Source organism: Streptomyces sp. NRRL B-24484 (genome assembly GCF_000717715.1).
GTDB lineage: Bacteria > Actinomycetota > Actinomycetes > Streptomycetales > Streptomycetaceae > Kitasatospora.
Map to the genome: position 1 here is coordinate 54,693 of NZ_JOAI01000029.1, position 26,765 is coordinate 81,457.

Sequence of the window (26,765 nt, forward strand, 5' to 3'; positions counted from 1 at the left end):
TGTGGGGGAGAGGAGGGCTAGTTGCCCTTGGGGTCGAGCGCGTCCCGGAGGCCGTCGCCGAAGAGGTTGAACGCGAGCACCGTGACGAAGATCGCGAGACCGGGGACGACCATGTAGGTCGGGTCGGCCTGGTAGATCCGGGTCGCCTCGGAGAGCATCTGTCCCCAGGACGGCGTCGGCGGCTTCACGCCGGCGCCGAGGAAGCTGAGCGCAGCCTCGCTGAGGATGTTGGTGGGGATGATCAGCGTCGTGTAGACGAGGATCGGGGCGACCAGGTTCGGCAGCAGCTCGCGGAAGAGGATGTGGATGCTGCCGGCGCCGAGGCTGCGGGCGGCGTCCACGAACTCCCGCTCGCGCAGCGACAGGGCCTGGCCCCGGACGATGCGGCCGATGTACGGCCAGCCGAAGAAGCCGATGACCAGCACCAGGATGCCCATGCGCAGGGCGGTGCCGCCGAGGCCGAGCAGCGAGCTCGGCATCACCGAGACGAGTGCGATGGAGAACAGCAGCTGCGGGAAGGCCAGCAGGACGTCCATCACCCGGCTGATCGCCGCGTCGACCCAGCCGCCGAAGTAGCCGGCGGCGGCGCCGAGCACGACGCCGATCAGGACGGAGACGCCGGCCGCCAGGAAGGCCACGGTGAGCGAGATCTGGGCGCCGTAGAGGATCCGGCTGAAGACGTCGCGGCCGAACGTCGGGTCGACTCCGAGCAGGAAGTCGCCGCTCATTCCGCCGAACGCGCCCCTGGGGAGGCCGAGGTCCGGGTTGATCTGGTCCGGGTGGGGCTCGTCGACCGGGTGGCCGAACAGTGCCGTCAGCACCGGCGCGAAGATCGCGGCGAGGATCAGCAGGAGCACCACGGCGCCGCCCGCGAGGGCGACCTTGTCACGCTTCAGGCGGTCCCAGGCGATCCGGCCCGGAGAGCGGCCCTGGATGCGCTTGGCCGGGGCGGCAGTTGCGGCCTCGGGCCGGGCGGAGCCGGTGGTCTCGGTGGGTGTGGTCATGAGTCAGTTCGTTCCCCTCGCCGACGGTGGCCGGCCCACGGCCCGGTCCGGCGGGGCGACCCGGGCCCGATCAGGGCCCGGACCCCGGTGCGGTCCGGAGTTCGCGACAGGTGCGGTGCAGAGCGGTGCGGTGGTTCCGTACGCCGGTGCGGCGGTGCAGAGTTCGTTTTCGGGGTGCCGGAGCCTGCCGTCGGGGCACGGGGCCCGGGCGGCGGATCACGGCATTGCGGGGGTACTGCGGGTCCTGCGAGGTGCCGGAGTGCGCGGCATGCACATCGCGCGGTTCGGCGTCGCCAGGACGCGATCACCTTTGTGGGGATCGGCTCGCGCACTGGCCGTGGGCAGCACTCTCTGTCATCGGGGAGAGGTTCCGCCAGAGGGGGCAACCGAAGGATGCCTAACTGTGATCTGTCGGCATGCAGGCCGTTGCAGCGTCGAATACGCGTCTTCACACGGCCGAAACAACCTGTCAAGACGGGTACTGACGGAAGCCCGCCAACGGCGGGAAACCGCCACCACCTGGGCATGGCCCGCCACTGGCGGACCGTCGCCACAAGGGCGCGTAAAGGGGAGGAAAAGAGAGCGGATCAGCGGCCGGGGTAGCCGGGCCAGGGCTGCTGCGGCCACGGCTGCGGCGCCGGCGCCGACTGCGGAGAGTAACCGTAGGCCGGGTAGGGGGCCGTGCCCTGCGGGTGCCCGTACTGGGTGTCACGGTCGAAGAACGGGCGGGCGTTCGCCCGCATCCACATCGCCACCGGGTCGAACTCGTCGGCCATCGCGACCGTCGACACCGCCAGCCCCTCCGGCGCCAGCTGGGCGGCCCGCTGCACCAGGGCGCGGGCGGCCTCCACCGACGGCGGGGAGTTGTCGTACAGGTCCAGGCCGACCGCCAGGTACGGCTCGCCCAGCGCGGGCTGCACCCACGCCTGGCGGAGCGAGCGCAGCGGACGGATCTGCACGGCCTGCTGCTCCAGCAGGCCGTAGAACTGCGGCGCGTTCAGCCGCGGCTCGGAGATCTGCAGCGGGCCGGCCGGCAGCCGGTCCAGGCCGACGGCGATGCGTCTCAGGTCGGCCCACGGGACGCCGACGCCGCCGCCCGGGGCGTGCGGGTTCAGCCACAGGCCCCAGCGGGTGCGGAAGAGCGCGGCGGCGATCTCCTGGCCGGAGATCACCTCGTGGGCGCGGGCCCAGCCGCTCGCGGCGAGCTGTTCGGCGGAGGTGACGGCGGGGGCGTAGCCGTGCCCGCCGATGTCCATGTTCCCGTACTGGGCGTCGGGGCTGCCGGGCGTGCCGTGCCAGAGCAGCATCCAGACCTGCCCCTGGACGAGGGCCCTCAGCAGGTCCTCGTACGCGTCGTAGCGCTCCGGGACGACCGCGCCGAGGGCGCGCTCGATGGCGCCCGGGTCACCGCCGGGCCGTGCCACGGGGGCCTGGCCCCACGGGCCCGGCCCGCCGCCTGCCGCTGCCGCGCTCATGCGCCCGCCTCGCTCCGCTCGCTCACGTCGCCGTGCCCCGTCTTGTTCCGTCTTCCGCCGCTCGTGCCCACTGCCGGGCAGAACCCTATTGCGCGCGGCCGACAGGCGTCATGCCGCATACCCCTCCGTGACGCCGCCGGCCGGTGCGGCCGTCCCGCCCCGTCGGCCGGACGGGCGGTCACGCCCGGACGTAGAACGGTGCCACGCAGGTCAGCAGCCACTCGACGACGGGGTCGTCGGCCATGTCCAGCAGCACCAGGTGGACGCCCCACGGCGGTGGGGCGGTTCCGAGCGCGCGGCCGAGCGCCTCGTTGACCTGCACCGGGTCGGCCGGCCAGGCCGGGTCCAACTGCACGCCGACGTACAGCTGCGGGGCGTCCGCCTCGACCCGGGCGAGCGCCCGACGAGCCGTCAGGACGCCCGGCAGCAAGGAGAGTTCGGCGGTGGCCGCGGCGAGGAAGGCGTACGGCTCCAGGTGCGGTTCGGGCTCGCGCAGCGCCACCGCGGCGCCCTCGGAGGCCGCCGCGCCGGGCGTCCGGTCGTCCTGCGGTCCGCGGCGCAGTTCGCCCACTCCCTCCGGCGGCACGGGGATGCCCACCGGTGCCTCCGGGTTGACGGCGATGCCGATGCCGAGCGGCAGCCCGCGGGCGAACTCCCACACCGGTGCGATCGCGAAGGGCATGCCGGGGGCGTGCAGCAGGAACTGCTCCTGCGAGGAGAACACCGGCACGTAGGGGGTGCCGGCGAGTTCGATGGTCGGCAGGTCCAGCGAGGTGCCCTGCGGATCGGCGCCGGCCGGCAGCGGGATCCACACCTGGCTGCGGGCGAGCACCTCGATCACCCGGGGCGTGGCGCCGGGGTCGCCGAGCGCGGCGGTGAGCACCTGCTCCAGTTCGTTGGACGGCCAGCTGCCGCCCTCCGGCGCCGTGCCGGGTGCGGCCCACGCCTGTGCCTCGCCCGCCGGATACCCCATGTACGGCCCCTTCGCTCGTCCCCTGTACAGAGCCTAGCGGGCCGCCCCCTCTCCCATCAGGCCCGGCGGCATGCCATGATGAGCGCGCTCGACCTCCAACTTCACACTGGCCGCTCGAACCCGCGCGGGAGAGTCCGGAACGCCCGCAGGGCGAGGCCGGCGCCGAAGGAGCAAGTCCTCCCCGGAATCTCTCAGGCACCCATACCGCACGGGCGAGGCACATCTGGAAAGTGGACACGGCCGCGCCGTGCGCCCACCCACGGTGCAAGCCGCCATCCTTGGGATGGCGGTGAAGCTCTCAGGTTGTTGACGACAGACGGGGAGACTCCACCCGCCGTCCTGCCCGTTTCCGGGCGGGAGGGTCGCCCGTGTGCCCGCAGAGCAGCCAAGGAGTCCTGCCGTCATGTCCCTCCGCCTCACCGCGCTCGACGCGCTGCACCGTTCGCTCGGTGCCACCATGACCGACTTCGCCGGCTGGGACATGCCGCTGCGCTACGGCAGCGAGCGCGAGGAGCACCTCGCCGTCCGCACGAAGGCCGGCCTGTTCGACCTCTCGCACATGGGCGAGATCACCGTCTCCGGCCCGCAGGCCGGCGAGATGCTGGACCACGCGCTGGTCGGCTTCATCTCGGCGCTGGGCGTGCTGCGCGCCCGCTACACCATGATCTGCCGCGAGGACGGCGGCATCCTCGACGACCTGATCGTCTACCGCACCGCGGAGGACGAGTACATGGTGGTCGCGAACGCCTCCAACGCCCAGGTGGTGCTGGACGCGCTGACCGAGCGCGCCGAGGGCTTCGACGCCGTCGTCCGCGACGACCGCGACGCCTACGCGCTGATCGCCGTCCAGGGCCCGGAGGCGAACGGCATCCTCGGCTCGCTGACCGACGCCGACCTGCCCGGCCTGAAGTACTACGCGCTGCTGCCCGCGACCGTCGCCGACCGGCAGGTCTGGCTCGCCCGTACGGGCTACACCGGCGAGGACGGCTTCGAGGTCTTCTGCGCCCCGGCCGACGCCGAGCACCTGTGGTCGGCGCTGACCGCGGCCGGTGCCGACAAGGGCCTGGTGCCGTGCGGCCTGTCCTGCCGCGACACGCTGCGCCTGGAGGCCGGCATGCCGCTGTACGGCCACGAGCTGTCCACCGACCTGACCCCCTTCGACGCCGGCCTCGGCCGCGTGGTGCGCTTCGACAAGACCACCAACGAGGGCTCCTTCGTCGGCCGCAAGGCCCTGGAGCAGGCGGCCGCCGAGGCCGAGTCCGCGCCGCCGCGCAAGCTGGTCGGCCTGGTCTCCGAGGGCAAGCGGGTGCCGCGCGCCGAGTACGCGGTCGTCGACGCCGACGGCAACCCGATCGGCCGGATCACCTCGGGCGCGCCCTCCCCCACCCTCGGCAAGCCGATCGCCATCGCCTACGTGGACGCCGCGCACGCCGCGCCCGGCACCGCCGTCGCGGTCGACGTGCGCGGCAAGGCCGAGCCGGTCGAGGTCGTGGCGCTGCCGTTCTACAAGCGCGCCCGCTGAGCGCCCACGCCGCTCCCAGCACCGTCCTGAACCGTCCTGCCCGGGGCGGTCCGCTCAGCGGACGGCCACGCCCCTCCCTCTTGCGATCCTGGAGAATGACGCCATGAGCAACCCCACGCACCTGCAGTACACCAAGGAGCACGAGTGGCTGACCGCCGCCGTGGACGGGGTGTCGACGATCGGCATCACCGCGCACGCGGCCGACGCCCTCGGCGACATCGTCTACGTCCAGCTCCCGGAGGTCGGTGACAGCGTCACCGCCGGTGAGACCTGTGGCGAGCTCGAGTCCACCAAGTCGGTCAGCGACCTGTTCTCGCCCGTCACCGGCGAGGTCACGGAGGTCAACCAGGCCGTCCTCGACGACAACGCCCTGGTGAACAGCTCCCCGTTCGAGGATGGCTGGCTGTTCAAGGTCCGCGTCGAGGCGACCGACGAGCTGCTCGACGCCGAGGCGTACACCGCGTTCATCGGCGGCTGACCGCCCGCCCACCGGGGCGGCCGCAGTGCGGCGGCCGCCCCGCTCCAGCCCTTCGCTCCACGGGGAGACCCCACCTCATGACGGTTCTGAACCAGTCCCTGCACGCGCTCGACCCGGAGATCGCGGCCGCGGTCGACGCCGAGCTGCACCGCCAGCAGACCACCCTCGAAATGATCGCCTCCGAGAACTTCGCCCCGGTGGCGGTCATGGAGGCCCAGGGTTCGGTCCTGACCAACAAGTACGCCGAGGGCTACCCCGGCAAGCGCTACTACGGCGGCTGCGAGCACGTCGACGTCGCCGAGCAGATCGCGATCGACCGGGTGAAGGCGCTGTTCGGCGCCGAGCACGCCAACGTCCAGCCGCACTCCGGTGCGCAGGCGAACGCCGCGGCGATGTTCGCGCTGATCCAGCCGGGCGACACCATCCTGGGCCTGAGCCTGGCGCACGGCGGCCACCTGACCCACGGCATGAAGATCAACTTCTCCGGCAAGCTCTACAACGTGGCCGCGTACCACGTCGACGAGAAGACCGGCCAGGTCGACATGGCCGAGGTCGAGCGCCTCGCCAAGGAGCACCAGCCCAAGCTGATCATCGCCGGCTGGTCCGCCTACCCTCGCCAGCTGGACTTCGCCGAGTTCCGCCGCATCGCGGACGAGGTCGGCGCCCTGCTCATGGTCGACATGGCGCACTTCGCCGGCCTGGTCGCCGCGGGCCTGCACCCCTCGCCGGTGCCCTACGCGGACGTGGTCACCACCACCACCCACAAGACGCTGGGCGGCCCGCGCGGCGGCGTCATCCTGTGCAAGGAGCAGTGGGCCAAGAAGATCAACTCCGCGGTCTTCCCCGGTCAGCAGGGCGGCCCGCTGGAGCACGTGATCGCCGCCAAGGCCGTGGCCTTCAAGGTCGCCGCCTCGGAGGAGTTCAAGGACCGCCAGCGCCGCACCCTGGAGGGCGCGAAGATCCTGGCCGAGCGCCTGCTGCGCCAGGACACCGTGGACGCCGGCGTCTCGGTGCTCTCCGGCGGTACCGACGTGCACCTCGTCCTGGTCGACCTGCGCAACAGCGAGCTCAACGGCCAGGACGCCGAGGACCGCCTGCACGAGGTCGGCATCACCGTGAACCGCAACGCGGTGCCGAACGACCCCCGCCCGCCGATGGTCACCTCCGGCCTGCGCATCGGCACCCCGGCGCTGGCCACCCGCGGCTTCGGCGCGGAGGACTTCCGCGAGGTCGCCGACGTCATCGCCGAGACCCTGCTGCCCGGCTTCGACGAGGCCCGGGCGACGGCGCTCAAGGCCCGGGTGACCGCGCTCGCCGCGAAGTACCCGCTCTACCCCGAGCTGTGAGCCGCACCCCGCGGTAGGCGGTTCGCCCCGCGGTGACCGGCCTCACCCCGGCCGGACACCAGGAATTCCGGGGCACCGCGCACACTGGACAGTGCGCGCGGTGCCCCGTTCCGTGTCACCCAGCAAGTCCTTCCACGAGACCAGACAAGGACGTCCCCCCGTGGCCATCAGCGTCTTCGACCTCTTCTCCGTCGGCATCGGGCCGTCCAGTTCCCACACCGTGGGCCCGATGCGTGCGGCCCGGATGTTCGCCCGCCGCCTGCACTCGGAGGGGCTGCTGGAGAGCACCGCCTCCGTCCGGGCCGAGCTGTTCGGCTCGCTCGGCGCCACCGGCCACGGCCACGGCACCCCCAAGGCCGTCCTGCTGGGCCTGGAGGGCAACTCCCCGCGCACGGTCGACGTCGACCAGGCCGACCTGGACGTCGAGCGCATCCAGCGCGACAAGCGGCTGCGGCTGCTCGCCCAGGACAAGGACGTCCAGCACGAGATCGCCTTCGACCCGGCGACCCAGCTGGTCCTGCACCGCCGCCGCTCGCTGCCGTACCACGCCAACGGCATGACCCTGGCCGCGTACGACGGGGCCGGCGCGCCCGTCCTGGAGAAGACCTACTACTCGGTCGGCGGCGGCTTCGTCGTCGACGAGGACGCGATAGGCGCCGACCGGGTCAAGCCGGACGACACCGCGCTGCGCTACCCCTTCCGCACCGGCGAGGAGCTGCTGCGGCTCACCCGCGAGACCGGCCTGTCCATCTCCGGCCTGATGCTGGAGAACGAGAAGGCCTGGCGCAGCGAGGCCGAGATCCGGGCCGGGCTGCTGGAGATCTGGCACGTCATGCAGGAGTGCGTCGCGGCCGGCCTCGGCCGCGAGGGCATCCTGCCGGGCGGGCTGAAGGTCCGCCGCCGGGCCGCCTCGGCCGCCCGGGCGCTGCGCGCCGAGGGCATCGGCCCGGCCAACGCGATGGAGTGGGTGACCCTCTACGCGATGGCGGTCAACGAGGAGAACGCCTCCGGCCGCCGGGTGGTCACCGCGCCGACCAACGGCGCCGCGGGCATCGTCCCGGCCGTGCTGCACTACTACCTGAACTTCGTGCCCGGTGCCGACGACGAGGGCATCGTGCGCTTCCTGCTGGCGGCCGGCGCGATCGGCATGCTCTTCAAGGAGAACGCCTCGATCTCCGGCGCCGAGGTCGGCTGCCAGGGCGAGGTCGGCTCGGCCTGTTCGATGGCGGCCGGCGGTCTCGCGGAGGTGCTCGGCGGCAGCCCCGAGCAGGTCGAGAACGCCGCGGAGATCGGCATCGAGCACAACCTGGGCCTGACCTGCGACCCGGTCGGCGGTCTGGTGCAGATCCCCTGCATCGAGCGGAACGGCATGGCCTCGGTGAAGGCCGTCACGGCGGCGCGGATGGCGCTGCGCGGCGACGGCCGGCACCACGTGTCGCTCGACAAGGCGATCAAGACCATGAAGGAGACCGGCGCCGACATGAAGATCAAGTACAAGGAGACCTCGCGCGGCGGCCTCGCCGTGAACGTCATCGAGTGCTGACCGGGCCGGGCTGGAGCCCGGCCTGACGGCAGGCATTCACAGGTCGTTCCGCCAGATTTGGCCAGCCTTCGAAGGTTGCGAGGGGTCTGCACCTTTGGATCGATTTGTCCAGACCGGTCCGGTCATGCGACAGTGGAGGCACTCCACGGCCTCCACCGACCCGGTTCGGCCGTTCCCACCGCACGGCGCGCACCCCCTTGGCCGCGCGGTGACGCGCACGGGCCCCCGACACCGCACACCGAGCGGACACGGGGGCCCTGCTCGCGTCCGGGCCCGGGCGCCCGCCGGGTCAGGCTGCGCGCTCGCGCACCCGCATCTCGCACCAGACGGACTTGCCGCGCGGCAGCAGGTCCGCGCCCCAGCGGTCCGACACCGCGTCGACCAGCACCAGCCCGTGGCCGTTCTCCGCACCGCCGCGCTCGGCCGCCACGATCAGGCAGGGCAGCGCCCGGGAGGAGTCCCGGACCTCGATCCGCACCCAGCCCGGGCGCCGGGCCATCCTCAGCCCGACGGTGCGCCCGCCGGCGTGCCGGACGGCGTTCGCGACCAGCTCGCCGACCAGCAGTTCGCCGGCGTCCAGCTGCTGCACCAGCTCCCAGGCGCGGAGCACGGCGACGACCAGGCGGCGGGCGATCCCGGCCGACTCGGGACGGGAGGGCAGCCGCACCTCCTCCTCGACGGCCGGGTCGCGCAGCAGCTCGAAGGCGGCCTGCTCCAGCTCGTCCGCGGTCAGCCGCTCCAGGGCCGCCAGCGCGAGGCCGCGGTCGGCCGACGCATCGTCACCGGCCGTGCCGAGCACCCGATTCGACGCCTGGTCCGCCTCACGCCATCCCGCCATGGCGCCCATCATTGCGGAACGCATGCGGGTGCGTACGGACAATGAACAAACGATCACGGCGGGCGGACATATGACAGCGGCACGCCTGGCGGCCTACCAGGCAGTCCAGGGCACGTTCCAGCCGCTCAGCCCGTTCTCGCCGGAGACCCGCGGGCCCTTGGAATTCACCACGGTGACGACGTCGCCGATCATTGACGCGTTGTAGAAGCGGCCGGCGTCGGTACCGTCGCTGCCGTAGCGGGTGTCGGCGATGCCGATGCAGCCGTGGCTGGCGTTGGAGCGGCCCATCGAACCGATCGCCCAGGAGTTGCCGTGCACGTAGGTGCCGGTGTCGGTCAGCCGCATGGCGTGCGGCACGTCGTCGAGGTCGTACTCGTCGCCGGCCCGGATGCCGCTGACGCCGTTGGAGGACATCCGCGTCTTGCGGGCCATCTCCTCGATGACCATGGTGCCGTTGAAGCTGTCGAACCCGGCCTTGCCGGCGGTGAACTTCACGGTGTCCACGGTCTGCCCGTTCTCCACCACGGCCATCCGGTGGGTGGCGACGTCCGCCGTGCTCACCCGGGACCGGCCGACGGTGAAGTGCTCCTCGCCGTCCTTGTCGCCGTAGACGCCGGGGGCGAGTTCGGCGCTCTTCAGCCGGTACTTCACCGTCACCTCGGTCCCCGGCTTCCAGTACTCCGCGGGGCGGAAGTCGACCCGGTCGTCACCGAACCAGTGCGGCTTCACCACGGTGCCGTCGGAGGTCTCGAAGACCACCGCGCGTTCCACCTCGGCCCGGTTCTGCACCGCCTTGCGGAAGCGCAGCGAGACGATCATGCCGACGCCGTAGGTCTGCCCGTCGTCCAGGTTGGTGTAGGAGCCGGTCTTCTTCGCCGGGGTGAGCGTGCTGAAGGCGCTCTCGGCGGTGGTCACCAGCCCGTTCGGATCGGTGGCCTGCGCCGTCACCCGGTACTGCTCGGCGACGGCGAGGGCCGCGGAGGGCGTCCAGCCGAGGCCGTCCGCGGTGAGCGTGCCGGGCACCTCCCGGCCGTCCCGCCCGGTCACCTTGACGGCCGTCAGCTTCCCTCCGGTGGCGGTGACCTTGAGCGCCCCGGACGGCTTGACGTCGGTGGCACCGTTCTTCGGCTCGACGGCCACCACGGCCGTCGGGGCGGTGGGCCGCGGCCGGGCCGCCGTCGTCCCCGCGCCGGAGGCCGTACCTCCGGGCGACCCGGACGGACCGCAGGCCGCGGCCGTCAGCACCAGCGCTCCCCCGAGCAGACCCACCGTCAGACCTCTGCGCACGGACCCCATGCCGGCCCCCCTCCGTACCGCCGCGCACTCCCCGTCGCGGCACCCACCGAATACACGCTCCGAGGAGGTCCCGGGTTGCGGCCCGCCGCGCGACGATCCGGTCACGAACCCGCAACGGCCCGGCCGCTCGCGGGGAGCGGCCGGGCCGTCGACGAAGTGCCGGCGGGGCGTGCGGCCTACCAGTTGCTCCAGGGGAGCGTCCAGCCGCTGAGGCCGTTGTCCGGGGAGACCGTGCGGCCCTTGGAGTTGACGATCTTCACCACGTCGCCGATCAGCGAGCTGTTGAAGAAGGTGCCGGCCGAGGAGGACTCGCTGCCGCCCTTGACGTCCTTCAGGCCGATGCAGCCGTGGCTGGCGTTGGACTTGCCGAAGGCGTTGCCCCAGTAGTTGCCGTGCACGTAGGTGCCGGTGGTGGTGAGGCGCATCGCGTGCGGCACGTCCGGGACGTCGTACTCGTCGCCCTTGACGTTGGCCACGGTGGCCGAGTTCATCCGGGTCACCTTCTCCTTGCCGGAGATGACCATGGTGCCGTTCCAGGACGGGTTCTGGTCGTTGCCCGCGGTGATCGGGATGCTCTTGGTGGCGCCGCCGCCGTTCGCCACCGTCATCACGTGCTTGGCGGCATCGACGGTGCTGACCTGGTAGCGGCCGATGGTGAACGGCTCGTCGCGGTCCACGTCGCCGTAGACGCCCGGCGAGACCTCGACGCTCTTCAGCCGGTACTTGACCGTCACCTTGGTGCCGGGCTTCCAGTACTCCGCCGGGCGGAGGTCGAGGCGCTGCGAGCCGAACCAGTGGCCCTTCACGACGGTGCCGTCGCCGGCCTCGACGGTGATGCCCTTGAGGACGGCGTCCTTGTTCTTGATCGGCTTGCTGAACGCCACCGAGACGATCATGCCGACACCGTAGGTGCCGTTGTCGGCGATGTTGTCGTTGGTCGCGACCTTCTTCGCCGGGGACAGCGTGGTGAAGGCGGACGAGAGCGCGGCGGGCAGGCCGGCGTCGTCCTTGGCCTGCGCGTTGACGGTGTAGGCCATGCCGACCGCCAGCGGCGAGGTCGGCTTCCAGCTGAGGCCGTCGGCGGCGATGGTGCCGGCGACCGCCTTGTCGTTCTTGTCCTTCAGCTCGACGGAGGTGAGCTTGCCGCTCGCGACCGTCACGGCGAAGCCGCCCGGCTGGACGTCGGTGGCGCCGTCCTTGGCGCTGACGGTGAGCACCGCGGCGGACGCCTTGGGGGCGGCCTGCGTGGTGGAGCCGCCGCTGCCGGCCGATCCGGCCGCGTTGGCGCTCGCCCCGCCCGAGCCCCCGGAACCGCCGGAGCCGCCGCCGTCGTTGCACGCGGCGGTGAACAGCAGCACGCCGCCCATGGCCAGCGCGACGGCCGCGGTGCGCGCGGTACGACCGGTGCGGCCCGTCCCGGCCGCACCTCTGACTATCGCGGCCTCGGCCGCCTGAACCGGCTTCACTCGGTTGCTCCCCTCCCGGTATCCACGCTGGATACACGCATCCGCGCCCGGGTCGGTTTCACCGGGGGTCGGACTTCTTCGCCACACCGCCGACGCGGAACGGTCCCCGGCCCGCGCGGCACGCCAGGATAACTGCCCCGGATGAGTGAATCTTCCGCAGGTGGGGGGTGCCGGTTCGGTGAATCACCGGGCGCAGGTCAGCGCGGTGCGGGGCCCAGCGCGCTGCCCTTCAGCCAGGCCGTCCAGGGCATGTTCCAGCCGTTCAGGCCGTTGGACGGCTGGACGGCCTCGCCGCCGTCGCCGCGCACCTCCAGCACGTCGCCGACCAGGGTCTGTTCGAAGAACCAGCCGGCCGGCGAGTCCGCGTCGCCGCCCTGCCGATCGGGGATCCCGATGCAGCCGTGGCTGGTGTTGGCCGTCCCGAACACCTCCTCGTCGGCCCAGTAGTTGCCGTGCACGAAGGTGCCGGAGTCGGTCAGCCGCATCGCGTGCGGGACGTCCTTGATGTCGTACTCGTCGCCGAGGCCGACCGTCCGGGCGTTCATCCGGGTCTCCTCGAACTTCTCCGAGACGACCATGACCCCCCGGTAGGTGGGGTGCTGCGGGCCGCCCGCGGTGATCTTCAGGGTGCGCACCGGCACCCCGTCCTCGCGCACCGTCAGCGTGCTGCTCGCCAGGTCGACGGTGGACACCCGGGCCCGGCCGACGGTGAACGCCACCTCCTTGGCCTGGGTGCCGAACTCGCCGGGGGCCAGCTCCACGTCCTTCAGCCGCAGGGTGACGGTCACCCGGGTGCCCGGCGCCCAGTACGCCTGCGGCCTGACGTCCAGGCGGCGGTCGCCGAACCAGTGCGCGGCGAGCGGCACCGGCGGGTCGGCGGACACCTCGACGGCCCGCTCAGCCGCCGGACGGTCGGCGACCGGCCGGGTGAACCGCAGCGAGACCGGCATCCCCACCCCGACCAGGGCGCCGTCCTCCGGGGTGACGAAGGCGGCCACGGTGTGCGCCGGACCGGCCGTCACGAAGGCGGAGTGGTGGTCGGCGCGCAGCCCGTCCGCGTCCTGGGCGACCGCGTCGACGGTGTACGGGGTGGCCGGGGCCAGCGGGTCCTCCGGGGTCCAGCGGGTGCCGTCGGGGGCCGTCCGGCCGGGCACGGCCACCCCGCGGTCGTCCCGCATCCGCACCGACAGCAGCCGCCCCTCGGTGACGGTGACGGACACCTCGGCGTCGGAGTGCACCTCCTGGGCGCCGTCCGCGGGCACGGCGGCGATCGCCGCGCGGGAGATCCGCGGCCGGCCGGCCGGTCCGCCGTCCCCGCCCGCGGCCGGACCACCGGTGCACCCGGCGGGCAGTGCGAGGAGCACCGCGGCCGCGACCACCGTCCAGCGCCGTACCACCGCGAGCATGCCGTTCCCCTCCGCGTCCGCCGCTTCCCGCCGGACGCTCCGCGCCGTCGCGCCCGGGCGCCCGGCACCCGGTCAAACGAGGCCGCGGGGCGCCGGACACGAGCCGGCGCGCCACCCGGCGGACGCCGTCCCGTTCACCCAGCGTCACAACACGATCGGCCACGTGACACCTGCACGGGATCAGGGAACAACTGGAGGGCGGGTACGGGACCCCCGCGCAGGGAGGGTGCGGCGATGACGGCGTGGCAGGAGCTGGCACGGAGCACGCGCCGGGAGACCGGCCGCCCACCCGCGTCCGGGCCCGAACCAGCCGCCGCGGCGCGACCGGCGCCGCCCGCCGATCCCTGGCCGGGCAGCTGGCAGCCGCTCGGCGCCCGCTTCCGCACCGCCCCGGACGGCAGCTGCGGCACCAACTTCGCGCTCTGGGCGGCCGGCGCGGAGGCCGTCGACCTGTGCCTGTTCGCCGAGGACGGCACCGAGACCCGGCACCGGCTCACCGAGCAGACCTTCCAGACCTGGCACGGCTACCTGCCCGGCGTGCTGCCCGGGACGCGCTACGGCTACCGGGTGCACGGCCGCTGGGACCCGTGGACGGGCGCCCGCTGGAACCCGGCCAAGCTGCTGCTCGACCCGTACGCCCGGGCGGTCGACGGCGACTTCACCAGCCACGACGCCACCTGCAGCGCGGTGCGCGGCTGGCCCGAGCCGGACGTCGCCGACACCGTGCGCGACAACCGCGACTCGGCGCCGTACGTGCCCAGGGCGGTGGTCGTCCACGACGACGACGACTGGTACGACGACCAGCGGCCGAAGACCCCGTGGGCCGAGACCGTGCTGTACGAGGTGCACGTGCGCGGCTTCACCATGCGCCACCCGGAGGTACCGCCGGAGCTGCGCGGCACCTACGCTGGCCTCGCCCACCCGGCGGCGATCGCCCACCTGACCCGGCTCGGGGTCACCGCGGTGGAGCTGCTGCCCGTCCACCACCACGTCAGCGAGGACCACCTGCAGGCCCGCGGGCTGACCAACTACTGGGGCTACAACACGCTCGGCTACTTCGCGCCGCACGCCGGCTACTCCGCCTCCGGCAGCCGCGGCGGCCAGGTCGGCGAGTTCAAGCGGATGGTGCGGGCGCTGCACGCGGCCGGCATCGAGGTGATCCTCGACGTCGTCTACAACCACACCGCCGAGGCCGGGGTGATGGGCCCGGCGCTGTCGCTGCGCGGCATCGACAACGGCGGCTACTACCGGCTCGACCGCAGCCGCCGCGGCTACGCCGACTACACCGGCTGCGGCAACACCCTGGACACCCGGCAGCCGCACGTCGTCCGGCTGATCACCGACTCGCTGCGGTACTGGGTCGGCGAGATGGGCGTCGACGGCTTCCGCTTCGACCTGGCCGCGGCGCTGGCCCGCGGGCACGACGGGGTGGAGATGCACCACCCCTTCCTCGCCGCGGTCTCCCAGGACCCGGTGCTCAGCCGGGTCAAGCTGATCGCCGAACCGTGGGACGTCGGCCCGGGCGGCTACCAGGTCGGCGGGTTCCCGCCGCTGTGGGCCGAGTGGAACGACAAGTACCGGGACACCGTCCGCGACTTCTGGCGCGGGGCCAGACCCGACGTCCGGGAACTCGGCTACCGGCTCTCCGGCTCCTCCGACCTCTACCAGCGCGGCGGCCGCCGCCCGTACGCCTCCGTCAACTTCATCACCGCGCACGACGGCTTCACCCTGCGCGACCTGGTCTCCTACAACCGCAAGCACAACGAGGGCAACGGCGAGCAGAACCGCGACGGCACCGACGACAACCGGTCCTGGAACCACGGCGCGGAGGGCGAGACCGACGACCCGGCCGTGCGCAGCCTGCGCCGCCGCCAGCTGGGCAACCTGCTCGCCACCCTGCTGCTCTCCGGCGGCGTGCCGATGCTCACCGCAGGCGACGAGCTCGGCCGCACCCAGCACGGCAACAACAACGCCTACTGCCAGGACAACGAGACCGGCTGGATGGACTGGTCACTGCTGGACGACCCGGAGTGGGCCTCGCTCACCGACCTGGTCTCCCGGCTCGTCCGGCTGCGCCGCGCCCACCCGGTGCTGCGGCAGCGGGCGTTCTTCTCCGGCCGGGAGACGGTGCCCGGCGGCCAGCGCGACCTCGCCTGGTTCACCCCGCGCGGCGAGCAGATGACCGAGGCGGACTGGTTCGCGCCGACGGCCGTGCTCGGCATGCTGCTCTCCGGCAGCGCGATGTCCGAGCGCGACCAGCAGGGCCGGCCGCTCGCCGACGACAGCTTCCTGCTGCTGGTGAACGCCGGGGCCGAGCCGACCGCCTTCGCGCTGCCCGGCGACCCCTGGGCCGACTCCTACGAGACGGTCGTCGACACCGCGGCCCCGGCGGACGGGCCGGGGCCGCACCACCCGGCGCCGGGCAGCGTGCTGCTGGGCGGGCGCTCGCTGCAACTGCTGCGGGCGCCCGCCAGGGCCTGACCGCGACTCAGCCGAGCGGGCGGTTGACCTCGACGTTCTCCAGCAGGCCGAGCGCGTCCGGGACGAGCACGGCGGCCGAGTAGTAGGTGCTGACCAGGTACGAGATGACGGCCTTGTCGTCGATGCCCATGAAGCGGACGTTGAGGCCGGGCTCGTACTCGTCGGGCAGGCCGATCTGGTTGAGGCCGATCACGCCCTGGTTCTCCTCGCCGACGCGCATCGCGACGATCGAGGTGGTGTGGCCCTCGGTGACCGGGATCTTGCCGCAGGGCAGGATCGGCACGCCGCGCCAGGCCGGCAGGTGGTGGCCGCCGACCTCGACGGTGCCGAAGTACAGGCCGCGCCGGTTGCACTCGCGGCCGAACGCGGCGATCGCCCGCGGGTGGGCGAACAGGTGGGTGGTCTGCCGCCGCAGGCTGAGCAGTTCGTCCAGGTCGTCCGGGGTGGGCGGGCCGGAGTGCGTCTGGATCCGCTGGTCGTAGTCGGCGTTGGCGAGCAGGCCGAACTCGGGGTTGTTGACCAGCTCGTGCTCCTGGCGCTCGCGCAGCGCCTCGATCGTCAGCCGCAGCTGCTGCTCGGTCTGGTCCATCGGCTTGTTGTAGAGGTCGGCGACCCGGGTGTGCACCCGAAGCACGGTCTGCGCGACGCTCAGCTCGTACTCGCGCGGGGCGAGTTCGTAGTCGACGAAGGTTGCCGGCAGCTCGTGCTCGCCGGTGTGGCCCGCGGACATCTCGATGGCGGCCTCGCCGTGGCTGTTCTGCGGCCGGTGCCCGTTGCCGGACAGGCCCCGGACGTGGTCGCGCAGCTGCCGGTACTCGGCGGCGACCAGCTGGTACGCCTGGTGGGGCAGGGCCAGCACGGTGACCGCGGTGGCCGCCTTGGCCGTGAAGTCCCAGTCGCCGTCGAGCCCGCCGAGCACGTGGCCGCCGAAGGAGGCGCCGTCGGCCAGCACGCCGAGGACGGTCTCCTCGCCGTACTTGCCGGCGCCGATCTGCTCGACCTTGCCGTGCGCGATCAGGTAGACGTGGTCGGCCGGGCGGCCGCGCTCGACGATCACCTGGCCGGGCTCGAACTCCTGCTGGACGAAGCGGCCGGCCAGCGCGCCGAGCGCCAGCGGCTCGTCGAAGCCGCGCAGCAGCGGCAGCTCGCCCAGCTCGGCGGGGACGACCTGGACCCGGGAGCCGGTCTTCACGAAGGTCAGCCGGCCGTCGCCGACCGCGTAGCTGAGCCGCCGGTTGACCCGGTAGGTGCCGCCGGACACCTGGACCCACGGCAGCGCCTTGAGCAGCCACCGCGAACTGATCTCCTGCATCTGCGGCTGCGACTTGGTGGTGGTCGCCAGGTTGCGCGCCGCCGCCGTGCTGAGGCTGCTGAGCTGGATCCGGTCCTGTCCGCCGGCTGGCTGCGGCGCGGACTGTGTCTCGACCGTCATGGGACACCTCTCGAAACGTCGTGGGAGGCCGCCATGGCAGGTCGGCGGCCTTTCTCCGCACACGGATCACATCGCACGGCGACACCCGGACGGCCGAGGCGCGCGCGGCGCCCGGGTGCCACGGATGCACTCGAATGGCCGCAAGCCCCCCGTACACCTCCCGCGCTGCGCACGACCCCGGCCGGTCCGGCCGGAACCCGCCGTCAGGGGCGAAAAACCGGATGAGAAATGACCGGACAGCGCCTACCCTCGGCCGCGATGTCCACGAACCAAGCCCCCGCCGCCCCCCGACGCTCCACCGTGCGCTCGCTGCTGCGCCTGTGGCCGTACGCGCGGGTCGCCCGCTGGCGGATCGCCGGCTCGGTCGCCGCCGCGCTCACCGCCTCCGTCAGCGTGCTCGCCGTACCGGTGGTGCTCCGCCGGATCGTCGACGGGCCGATCGCCGACCACGACATGGCCGCGCTCTGGCCGCTCGCCGGCCTGCTCCTGCTGCTCGGCCTCGCCGAGGCGGGCCTGTTCGGGGTGCGCCGGGTGGTCGTCGCGCGCCCGCTGGCCCGGGTCGAGGCCGCCATGCGCGGCGACCTGTTCGCCAAGCTGCAGCGGCTGCCGGTCTCCTTCCACGACCGGTGGCCCTCCGGCCAGCTGCTCAGCCGGGCGACCTCGGACATGTTCACCATGCGGCTGTTCCTGGCCTTCCCGCTGGTCTTCCTGATCGTCAACTGCACGGTCTTCCTGATCGGCACCGGCCTGATGTTCACCCTGGACTGGCGGCTCGCACTGATCGCGCTGATCCCGATGGGCCCGCTGACCTGGCTGACGCACCACTTCGAGCAGCGCTACTCCGGCGCCGCCCGCCGGGCGCAGGACCAGAACGGCGACCTCGCCACCGTGGTCGAGGAGTCGGTGCTGGGCATCCGCATCCTCAAGGCCTTCGGCCGGCACCGCACGATGGCCGACCGCTTCGCCGAGCAGTCCCGCTCGCTGCGCCGGACCGAGCTCGGCAAGGCCGGCATGCTGGCCAACCTCTGGGCGGTCATCGTCGGCCTGCCGGAGCTCGCGCTCGGCGCGGCCCTGGCGCTCGGCGCCGTCCGGGTCGCCCACGACGAGATGTCCGCGGGCACCCTGGTGGCCTTCCTCTCCACCGCGCTGGCCCTGCGCTGGCCGGTCGAGTCGCTGGGCTGGCTGGTCGCGTACGCCAACGAGGCCGCCACCGCCACCGACCGCTTCTACGAGGTGATGGACGAGCCCGAGCCGGCCGACACCGAGCAGCCCGGGTCCGGCCCCGCCACCGCCGGCGAGCGGGGCATCCGGCTGACCGGGGTGCGCTTCCGCTACCCGGACGCGCCCGAGGGCAGCCCCGACCTGCTGTGCGGCATCGACCTGCACGTCCCGCCCGGCGAGACGATGGCGCTGGTCGGCGCGACCGGCAGCGGCAAGACCACGCTCACCGCCCTGCTGCCGCGGCTGTACGAGGCCACCGGCGGCACCGTCGCGCTGGACGGCCGGGACGTCCGGACGATTCCGCGGGCCGAGCTGCGCGAGCTGGTCGCCGTCGCCTTCGAGGAGCCCACGCTGTTCTCCGCCTCGGTCGCCGAGAACGTGCTGATGGGCGCACCGGCCGCTGGCCCCGACCGGCTGGCCGCCGCCCTCGACACCGCACAGGCGACCTTCGTCGACCGGCTGCCGGCCGGCACCGCGACCCAGGTCGGCGAACAGGGCCTCAGCCTCTCCGGCGGCCAGCGCCAGCGCCTCGCGCTCGCCCGCGCGGTCGTCGGCGACCCGCGCTTCCTGGTGCTGGACGACCCGCTCTCCGCCCTCGACGTGCACACCGAGGCACTCGTCGAGCAGGCGCTGCGGCGCGTCCTCGACGGCACCACAGCGCTGGTCGTCGCGCACCGGCCGAGCACGGTCATGCTGGCCGACCGGGTGGCCGTGCTGCACGAGGGCCGGATCGCCGCCGTGGGCACCCACCACGAACTGCTGCAGAGCTCCGCCGTCTACCGCGAGCTGATGACGGGCGAAGCCGCCCCCGTACCGGAAGGGATCAGCACCCGATGAGCACCACCGCGGTCGACGCCGCCGAGGAGCTGGCCGAGGAACTCCCGGCGCCCGCCGAGGACGAGGACATCCCCGTCCCCCCGGGCGCCGCCCGCCGGCTGCTCGGCGAACTGCTCGGCCCGCACCGCGGCCGGATCGCCACCGCCATGCTGGTGATCCTCGTCCAGCAGGCCGCCCTGCAGACCGGGCCGCTGCTGGTCGCCTTCGCCATGGACCGCGGCATCCCGGCCCTGCGGGAGCACGACAGCGGCCCGCTGATCGCGGTGATCGCCGCCTACCTCGGGTGCGGGGTGCTCAGCACCGTGCTGCAGCGCGCCTTCATCCGCTTCAGCGCCCGGATCAACCAGGACGTGCTGCTGGAGCTGCGCGGCCGGATCTTCCAGCACGCCCAGCGGCTCAGCCTGGACTTCCACGAGCGCTACACCTCCGGCCGGATCATCTCCCGCGCCACCAGCGACGTGGACGCACTGCGCGAACTGCTCGCCGAGGGCCTGCAGGAGCTGCTCTCGGTGGTCCTCTCGGTGTTCTGGATCTCGCTGGTCCTGATGGTGATGGACTGGCGGCTCGGCCTGCTCTCGCTGCTGTCCTTCCTGCCCATGTACCTGAGCGTCCGCTCGTTCCGGCGGCGCTCCCAGCGGGTGTACCGGCGCTCGCGGACGGCGGTCGCCGCGGTGATCGTCCGGTTCACCGAGACCATGAACGGCATCCGCCCGGTCCAGGCCTTCCGCCGCGAGCGGGCCAACGACGAGGCCTTCGGCACGGTCAACCACCAGTACGCCGGCACCACCGCGGACGGCCTGCTGGAGATGGCCCGGTACGTCACCACCTCCCGGGCGATCGCCAACGTGTGGATCACCGGCGTGGTGGTCGCCGGCGCCCTGCTGGTCGCCGACGGCTCGGTCGAACTCGGCGTGCTCACCGCCTTCGTGCTCTACCTGCGCCGGCTGTACGAGCCGCTCGACCAGCTGGCGATGTTCCTCAACAGCTACCAGTCGGCGGCCGCGGCGCTGGAGAAGATCGCCGGCCTGCTGGCGCACGAGCCCTCGGTGCCCGAGCCGGCCGCCCCCGCCCCGCTGCCGGAGCACCCGGTGAAGGGCCGCACCGTCTCCTTCGACGGCGTCCGCTTCGCCTACCGCACCGGCAAGGAGGTGCTGCCCCGCTTCGACCTGGTGCTCCCGGCCGGGCGCACCACCGCGGTGGTCGGCGCGACCGGCGCCGGCAAGTCCACACTGGCCAAGCTGCTCGCCCGGTTCTACGACCCGACCGAGGGGCGGGTCGCGCTCGACGGCGTCGACCTGCGCGAGCTGTCCGGCGAGGAGCTGCGGCGCAACGTCGTGATGGTCACCCAGGAGTCGTTCCTGTTCTCCGGCACGGTCGCCGAGAACATCGCGATCGGCCGGCCCGGCGCGACCCGCGAGGAGGTCGAGCAGGCCGCCCGGGACATCGGCGCGTACGAGTTCGTCGCGGCGCTGCCGGAGGGCTTCGACACCGACGTCCGCAAGCGGGGCGGCCGGATCTCGGCCGGGCAGCGGCAGCTCGTCGCCTTCGCCCGGGCGCTGCTGGCCGACCCGGCGGTGCTGATCCTCGACGAGGCGACCAGTTCGCTGGACGTGCCGGGTGAGCAGGCGGTGCAGCGGGCCATGCGGACGGTCCTGGCGGGCCGCACCGCGGTGGTCATCGCCCACCGGCTCTCCACCGTCGAGATCGCCGACCGGGTCCTGGTGATGGACCAGGGCCGGATCGTCGAGGACGGCCGCCCGGCCGACCTGATCGGCGGCCACGGCCGCTTCGCCGACCTCCACCGAGCCTGGCGCGACAGCCTGGTCTGACAGACCCCCGAACGCGAAGGGGCAGCCACTGAGGGGCGCGTGGGGTACCTCAGTGGTTTCCCCCAGTGGTTTCCCCGAATCCGCCCGAGTGCCCCTCGGTGGTGGCCCTCACTCGTTCCCCGTGGGTCCTCGTCTAGCCAGGTGACTAAGCGCTTGCTTAGAATCGGGTTCGGGTGCCGCGACGCTGCGGCACGGCCGCCAGCGACAGGAGCCTGCCATGACCGCAGCCAACCGCCAGATCCGACTCGCCGCCCGGCCGCAGGGCGCGGTCAAGCCCACCGACTGGGAGCACGCCACCGCCCCGGCCGCCGAGCCCGGCGAGGGCGAGTTCGCCGGCCGTACCCGCTTCCTCTCGCTGGACCCGGCGATGCGCGGCTGGCTCGACGACCGCCCCTCCTACCTGCCGCCGGTCGGCATCGGCGAGGTCATGCGGGCCGGCTCGGTGATCGAGGTGACCGCCTCCAACCACCCGAAGTACGCGGTGGGCGACCACGTGGTCGGCACCTTCGGCGTCCAGGAGCACGTGGTCTCCGACGGCCGCGGCACCCTCAAGGTCGACCCGGCCGCCGCCCCGCTCTCCACCTACCTGGGCGCCCTCGGCATGCCGGGCATGACCGCCTACTTCGGCCTGCTGGAGGTCGGCGCCCTCAAGGACGGCGAGACCGTGGTGGTCTCCGGTGCCGCGGGCGCCGTCGGCAGCATCGTCGGCCAGATCGCCAAGGTGAAGGGCTGCCGGGTGGTCGGCATCGCCGGCGGCGCCGAGAAGTGCGCGCTGCTCACCGAGGAGCTCGGCTTCGACGCGGCGATCGACTACCGCACCGAGGACGTCCGCAAGGCGCTGCGCGAGCACTGCCCGGACGGCATCGACGTGTACTTCGACAACGTCGGCGGCCCGATCCTGGACGCCGCGCTGACCCGGCTGGCGATGCACGCCCGGGTGGTGATCTGCGGCGCGATCAGCCAGTACAACGCCGAGTCCAAGGTCGAGGGCCCGTCCAACTACCTGTCGCTGCTGGTCCGCCGGGCCCGGATGGAGGGCTTCGTGGTCTTCGACCACGCCGCCCGCTACAAGGAGGCCGCCACCGAGATGGCCGGCTGGATCGCCGAGGGCCGGCTGAAGGTGAAGGAGCACATCGTGCGCGGCACCGTCGAGGACTTCCCGGAGACGCTGCAGATGCTCTTCCGCGGCGAGAACGTCGGCAAGCTCGTGCTGGAACTGGTGTGACCGCGCCGCCCCCGCGCGACTGGGCGTCCTTCCAGTACGAGGTCTACCTGAACGGCCTGATCAGCGGCAGCGTGCCACGGCTGCCGACCGATCTCACCCGGCTGGAGCAGCTGGCGGAGCACCGGCTCGCCCCCGGCCCGTTCGGCTACGTCGCGGGCAGCGCCGGCAGCGGCGCGACCGAGCGGGCCAACCGGGCCGCCCTCGACGCGCACCGGATCGTGCCCCGGATGCTGCGCGACGTGTCCGCGCGCGACCTGCGGACCGAGCTGTTCGGCCGGACGCTGCCGGCGCCGCTGGCGCTGGCACCGGTCGGGGTGCTGTCGATCCTGCACCCGGACGCCGAACCGGCCGCGGCCCGGGCCGCGGCCGCGGAGGGTGTGCCCTTCGTGCTGTCCTCCGCCTCCAGCACGCCGATGGAGGAGGTCGCCGCGGCGATGGGCGACGGCGAGCGCTGGTTCCAGCTCTACTGGTCCAAGGACCGCGAGGTCACCCGCTCGTTCCTGGACCGGGCGCGGGCGGCCGGCTTCACCGCACTGTTCGTCACCCTGGACACCCCGCTGCTCGCCTGGCGCCCGCGCGACCTGGACCGGGCGTACCTGCCCTTCCTGCACGGCGTCGGCACCGCCAACTACTTCACCGACCCGGCCTTCCTCGCCGGGCTGGCCAAGCCGCCGCACGAGGACCCGAACGCGGCCGTCCTGCACTTCGTCTCGCTCTTCGCCGACCCGGGCAAGACCTGGCCCGACCTGGCCTGGCTGCGGGAGCACTGGGACGGCCCGATCGTGCTCAAGGGCGTCCTGCACCCGGACGACGCCCGGGCCGCGGTCGAGGCCGGCATGGACGGCGTCGTGGTCTCCAACCACGGCGGCCGCCAGGTCAACGGCTCGATCGGCGCCGCCGAGGCACTCCCCGCCGTGGCGGCCGCGGTCGGCGAGCGGATCCCGGTGCTGTTCGACAGTGGCGTCCGGACGGGCGACGATGTGTTCAAGGCGCTCGCCCTGGGCGCCCGCGCGGTGATGCTCGGCCGCCCGTACGCCTACGGACTGGCCCTGGACGGGCAGGCCGGGGTGGCGCACGTGATCCGCTCGCTGCTCGCCGAGTTCGAGCTGACGCTGGCGCTCTCCGGGCACCGCACCCCGGGCGACCTGGACGCCTCCGCGCTGGGCTGACCCCGCCACGGGGCCGGCCCCGTGCACGCGGCTGCCGGGCGGGCCGCATCGGCCCGCCCGGCAGCCGCTGCGTCCTACCGGCTCAGCGCAGCACGCCGGCGTCCATCCCGCCCGACTCGACCGGTGCGGCGACCAGCCCGGGCTCGGCCGGCGAGGCCAGCAGCCGGTGGGTGGGCAGCACCCGGACGGTGTAGCCGAACGGGCCGGTGCGGTCGAGCGCCAGCGGCCCCTCGTAGCGGTGGCGGCCCTCCAGGTCCGGGCCGCCGGCCGGCTTCAGGGCGAGCACCGCGGCGTCCGAGATCCGGTCGGACTCGTCCACCCGGCCGGAGACCACCTGGACCTCCACGTCGGCCGGTTCCAGCGCGCCGAGCGAGACCTGCACCCGCAGCTCCAGCGCCGAGCCCAGCTCCTGGGCCTCCCGGCAGCCGTCCGCCTCGACGTGCTCGACCCGGACGACGGGCCAGGCCTCGCGAACCCGGGCCTTCCACTCGGCGAGCTCACGGGCACCGGCGTGGTCGGTGCCGCCGGCCTCGGCGGCGAGCGTGCGCTGCGCGGCCGCCGCGGGGGCGTACAGCTTCTCGACGTAGTCGCGCACCATCCGCCCGGCCAGCACCTTGGGCCCGAGGGTGACCAGGGTGTGCCGGACCATCGAGATCCAGCGGTGCGGCAGGCCGTCGGCGCCGCGGTCGTAGAACCGGGCGGCGACCTGGTGCTCGATCAGGTCGTAGAGCGCCGCCGCCTCGATGTCGTCGCGCCGCTCGGCCTCGGGGCTGTCCGGGTCGACCCGCTCGGGGCCGGAGACGTCCGCGGTGGGGATCGCCCAGCCGTTGCGGCCGTCGAACCACTCGTCCCACCAGCCGTCCAGGATCGACAGGTTGAGGCAGCCGTTGAGGGCGGCCTTCATCCCGGAGGTGCCGCAGGCCTCCAGCGGGCGGAGCGGGTTGTTCAGCCAGACGTCGCAGCCCGGGTAGAGGTGCTTGGCCATGGCCATGTCGTAGTCGGGCAGGAAGACGATCCGGTGGCGGACCGCAGGGTCGTCGGCGAAGGCGACCAGCTGCTGGATGAGCCGCTTGCCGCCGTCGTCGGCCGGGTGCGCCTTGCCCGCGACGACGATCTGCACCGGCCGCTGCGGGTCCAGCAGCAGCGCCCGCAGCCGGGCCTTGTCCCGCAGCATCAGCGTGAGCCGCTTGTACGAGGGGACGCGGCGGGCGAAGCCGATGGTCAGGACGTCCGGGTCGAGCACCCCGGCCGTCCAGCCGAGCTCGGCGTCGCCGGCGCCGCGCTGGCGCCAGGAGGTGCGCAGCCGGCGGCGGGCCTCGTCGACCAGCTGGGCCCGCAGGATCCGGCGGACCTCCCAGATCTCCTCGTCGCCGATCCGCTCGATGCCCGTCCAGCGGCGGGCCTCGCCGGTGGTGATGGCCTCGTCGGCGCGCTCGGCGCCGATCTGCCCGGCACCGAGCCGGACGACCGCCGGGTCGATCCAGGTCGGCGCGTGGACGCCGTTGGTGATCGAACCGATCGGCACCTCGGCCGAGTCGAAGCCCGGCCAGAGCCCGTTGAACATCGAGCGGCTGACCTCGCCGTGCAGCGTGGAGACGCCGTTGGCCCGCTGGGCCAGCCGCAGGCCCATGGCCGCCATGTTGAACAGCTTCGGGTCGCCGCCGTGCCAGCTCTCCGCGCCGAGGGCCAGCACCCGGTCGACCGGGACGCCGGCCAGCGCCGCGTCGCCGCCGAAGTGACGGGCGACCAGGTCGCGGTCGAACCGGTCGATGCCGGCGGGCACGGGCGTGTGGGTGGTGAACACCGTGCCGGCCCGGACGGCCTCCAGCGCGGCGGCGAAGTCCAGGCCGCGGCCGCCCTGCTCGACCGGCGCGACCAGCTCGCGGATCCGCTCCACCCCGAGGAAGCCGGCGTGGCCCTCGTTGGTGTGGAAGACCTCCGGCGGCCGGTGGCCGGTGAGCCGGCAGTAGGTGCGCACCGCGCGCACGCCGCCGATGCCGAGCAGCATCTCCTGGAGCAGCCGGTGCTCGCTGCCGCCGCCGTACAGGCGGTCCGTCACGTCCCGGTCGGCCGGGGCGTTGGACTCGATGTCGGAGTCCAGCAGCAGCAGCGGGACGCGGCCGACCTGGGCCTTCCAGATCCGCGCGCCGAGGGTGCGGCCGGCCGGCAGGGCGAGGTCGACCCGGCAGGGGCTGCCGTCCTCCTCGCGCAGCAGGCTGACGGCGAGTTCGTCCGGGTCGAGCAGCGGGTAGCGTTCCTGCTGCCAGCCGTCCCGGTCGAGCGACTGCCGGAAGTACCCGTGCCGGTAGAACAGGCCCACGCCGACGATCGGGACGCCGAGGTCGCTGGCGGCCTTGAGGTGGTCGCCCGCCAGGATGCCGAGGCCGCCGGAGTACTGCGGCAGCGCGGCGGCGATGCCGTACTCCGGGGAGAAGTAGGCGATCGCCTCGGGCAGCGGGCTGCCGGTCTCGCCGACCGGCGGCGCCGACTGGTACCAGCGCGGCCCGGCCAGGTAGTCCCTCAGGTCGTCGTGGAGGTCGCCCAGTCGGCGCAGGAAGCGGCGGTCGGCCGCGAGCGCGGCGAGCCGGGCGGCCGGCACCTCGCCGAGCAGCCGGACCGGGTCCTCCCCCACGGCCGCCCAGACCTCCGGGTCGACCGAGCGGAACAACTCCCTCGTCTCCGGGTGCCAGGACCAGCGCAGGTTGAGCGCGAGCTCGTGCAGCGGCTGGAGTTGTTCGGGCAGGACGGTGCGGACGGTGAATCTGCGGATTGCCTTCACAACGTGAAGCCTAGAGCCTCCAAGCCGCCTGAACGGGTGTCAGCGGACGCTTTGCACACCCGTTCGGCGTATTGGTGAGATCGCAATCGGCGCAGTGCTGCGAACGGGGGGCGCACGGGGCGCACGTAGCCGAAAAGGCGCGCCCCTGGCGCGTGAATATCCCGCAACGGCTGCGTTTCCACTGGCCGATATGCCCCTGCATACCGTCCGAAATCGCGCGATTACCGGCCCGTAGGTCTTGCCGGTGGTGCGAGGATGCAGAAAGGTCGTTGGTGCGGCAGGGAGTGCAGGCCGAAAGGCGCCCCCTGCTGTTCCATGTCCGGAACATGCCCTGCTGACGAACCCTCACCCTCCATCGCCCATTCGGCCGCTGCCGCCGCCTCTCGGCGTGTCCTCACACCTCACCCGGTCGTTTTTCGGGTGGGTCGGGTCGCTCCGGGGCGCG

At 73.2% G+C, this 26,765-nt stretch carries 18 protein-coding genes and 1 riboswitch; of the genes, 9 read left to right on the top strand and 9 right to left on the bottom strand.

The annotated features are described in order from the left end of the window. Positions 1-17: 17 nt before the first annotated feature. The 3 genes from IE98_RS0124735 to IE98_RS0124745 all read right to left on the bottom strand — a co-directional run bounded on the left by IE98_RS0124735 (position 18) and on the right by IE98_RS0124745 (position 3,452). The gene (locus IE98_RS0124735; protein WP_030272474.1) at positions 18-1,004 is read right to left on the bottom strand and encodes an ABC transporter permease; all 987 of its coding nucleotides are present in this window, start codon (positions 1,002-1,004) and stop codon (positions 18-20) included. 587 nt (positions 1,005-1,591) lie between these two features. After that, positions 1,592-2,479, bottom strand: a complete 888-nt coding sequence (locus tag IE98_RS0124740; RefSeq protein ID WP_078661268.1) for an enhanced serine sensitivity protein SseB C-terminal domain-containing protein — start codon at positions 2,477-2,479, stop codon at positions 1,592-1,594. A gap of 178 nt (positions 2,480-2,657) precedes the next feature. Continuing rightward, complete coding sequence (locus IE98_RS0124745; RefSeq protein WP_052390923.1) at positions 2,658-3,452, bottom strand: enhanced serine sensitivity protein SseB C-terminal domain-containing protein; 795 nt, start codon at positions 3,450-3,452, stop codon at positions 2,658-2,660. Positions 3,453-3,567: 115 nt separating this feature from the next. Next, positions 3,568-3,669: riboswitch (glycine riboswitch) on the top strand. Positions 3,670-3,855: 186 nt separating this feature from the next. Between IE98_RS0124745 and gcvT the strand changes: the two genes are divergently transcribed. The 4 genes from gcvT (at position 3,856) to IE98_RS0124765 (ending at position 8,341) form a co-directional block, all read left to right on the top strand. Further along, positions 3,856-4,974: a glycine cleavage system aminomethyltransferase GcvT gene (gene gcvT / locus IE98_RS0124750; protein ID WP_030272478.1), complete on the top strand. Its 1,119-nt coding sequence runs from the start codon at positions 3,856-3,858 to the stop codon at positions 4,972-4,974. 103 nt (positions 4,975-5,077) lie between these two features. Further along, entirely contained in the window at positions 5,078-5,452 is a 375-nt protein-coding gene (gene gcvH / locus IE98_RS0124755) for a glycine cleavage system protein GcvH (RefSeq protein ID WP_030272479.1), read from the top strand. Between the two features lie 77 nt (positions 5,453-5,529). Continuing rightward, positions 5,530-6,798 (top strand): serine hydroxymethyltransferase, encoded by a 1,269-nt coding sequence (gene glyA, locus IE98_RS0124760; RefSeq protein WP_030272480.1) that lies wholly within the window; start codon positions 5,530-5,532, stop codon positions 6,796-6,798. Between the two features lie 160 nt (positions 6,799-6,958). Next, a complete protein-coding gene (locus IE98_RS0124765; RefSeq protein WP_030272481.1) occupies positions 6,959-8,341 on the top strand; it encodes an L-serine ammonia-lyase in 1,383 nt (460 codons plus the stop codon). Positions 8,342-8,630: 289 nt separating this feature from the next. Here the strand turns inward: IE98_RS0124765 and IE98_RS0124770 are convergent, their stop codons facing one another. The 4 genes from IE98_RS0124770 to IE98_RS0124785 all read right to left on the bottom strand — a co-directional run bounded on the left by IE98_RS0124770 (position 8,631) and on the right by IE98_RS0124785 (position 13,347). Further along, positions 8,631-9,191, bottom strand: coding sequence for an ATP-binding protein (locus IE98_RS0124770; protein WP_078661269.1), 561 nt, complete (start codon positions 9,189-9,191; stop codon positions 8,631-8,633). An 81-nt stretch (positions 9,192-9,272) separates the two neighbouring features. Then, a complete protein-coding gene (locus IE98_RS0124775) occupies positions 9,273-10,475 on the bottom strand; it encodes a L,D-transpeptidase (RefSeq protein ID WP_052390924.1) in 1,203 nt (400 codons plus the stop codon). 176 nt (positions 10,476-10,651) lie between these two features. Beyond that, a complete protein-coding gene (locus IE98_RS0124780) occupies positions 10,652-11,941 on the bottom strand; it encodes a L,D-transpeptidase (RefSeq protein WP_234443657.1) in 1,290 nt (429 codons plus the stop codon). Between the two features lie 197 nt (positions 11,942-12,138). Further along, positions 12,139-13,347, bottom strand: coding sequence for a L,D-transpeptidase (locus tag IE98_RS0124785; protein ID WP_030272485.1), 1,209 nt, complete (start codon positions 13,345-13,347; stop codon positions 12,139-12,141). 234 nt (positions 13,348-13,581) lie between these two features. Between IE98_RS0124785 and glgX the strand changes: the two genes are divergently transcribed. Further along, entirely contained in the window at positions 13,582-15,828 is a 2,247-nt protein-coding gene (glgX, locus tag IE98_RS0124790) for a glycogen debranching protein GlgX (protein WP_030272486.1), read from the top strand. 7 nt (positions 15,829-15,835) lie between these two features. Here glgX and IE98_RS0124795 read toward each other — a convergent pair whose 3' ends face one another. Continuing rightward, positions 15,836-17,260 carry a family 2B encapsulin nanocompartment shell protein gene (locus tag IE98_RS0124795; protein ID WP_030272487.1) on the bottom strand — a complete coding sequence of 475 codons (1,425 nt, stop codon included), beginning with the start codon at positions 17,258-17,260 and terminating at the stop codon, positions 15,836-15,838. Positions 17,261-17,518: 258 nt separating this feature from the next. Here IE98_RS0124795 and IE98_RS0124800 point away from each other — a divergent pair, with 258 nt between their 5' ends. The 4 genes from IE98_RS0124800 (at position 17,519) to IE98_RS0124815 (ending at position 23,541) form a co-directional block, all read left to right on the top strand. Beyond that, a complete protein-coding gene (locus IE98_RS0124800; protein WP_234443658.1) occupies positions 17,519-19,318 on the top strand; it encodes an ABC transporter ATP-binding protein in 1,800 nt (599 codons plus the stop codon). Then, positions 19,315-21,147 carry an ABC transporter ATP-binding protein gene (locus IE98_RS0124805; protein WP_030272490.1) on the top strand — a complete coding sequence of 611 codons (1,833 nt, stop codon included), beginning with the start codon at positions 19,315-19,317 and terminating at the stop codon, positions 21,145-21,147. The genes IE98_RS0124800 and IE98_RS0124805 overlap by 4 nt, the downstream gene beginning before the upstream one ends. 217 nt (positions 21,148-21,364) lie before the next feature. Continuing rightward, on the top strand, positions 21,365-22,372 hold the full coding sequence (locus IE98_RS0124810) for an NADP-dependent oxidoreductase (protein WP_030272492.1): 1,008 nt from the start codon (positions 21,365-21,367) through the stop codon (positions 22,370-22,372). Next, positions 22,369-23,541, top strand: coding sequence for a lactate 2-monooxygenase (locus tag IE98_RS0124815; protein WP_030272494.1), 1,173 nt, complete (start codon positions 22,369-22,371; stop codon positions 23,539-23,541). Before IE98_RS0124810 ends, IE98_RS0124815 begins: the two co-directional genes overlap by 4 nt. 82 nt (positions 23,542-23,623) lie before the next feature. On the opposite strand, the gene glgP is transcribed toward IE98_RS0124815, so the two are convergent. Next, on the bottom strand, positions 23,624-26,320 hold the full coding sequence (gene glgP, locus IE98_RS0124820) for an alpha-glucan family phosphorylase (RefSeq protein WP_030272497.1): 2,697 nt from the start codon (positions 26,318-26,320) through the stop codon (positions 23,624-23,626). Positions 26,321-26,765: the final 445 nt, after the last annotated feature.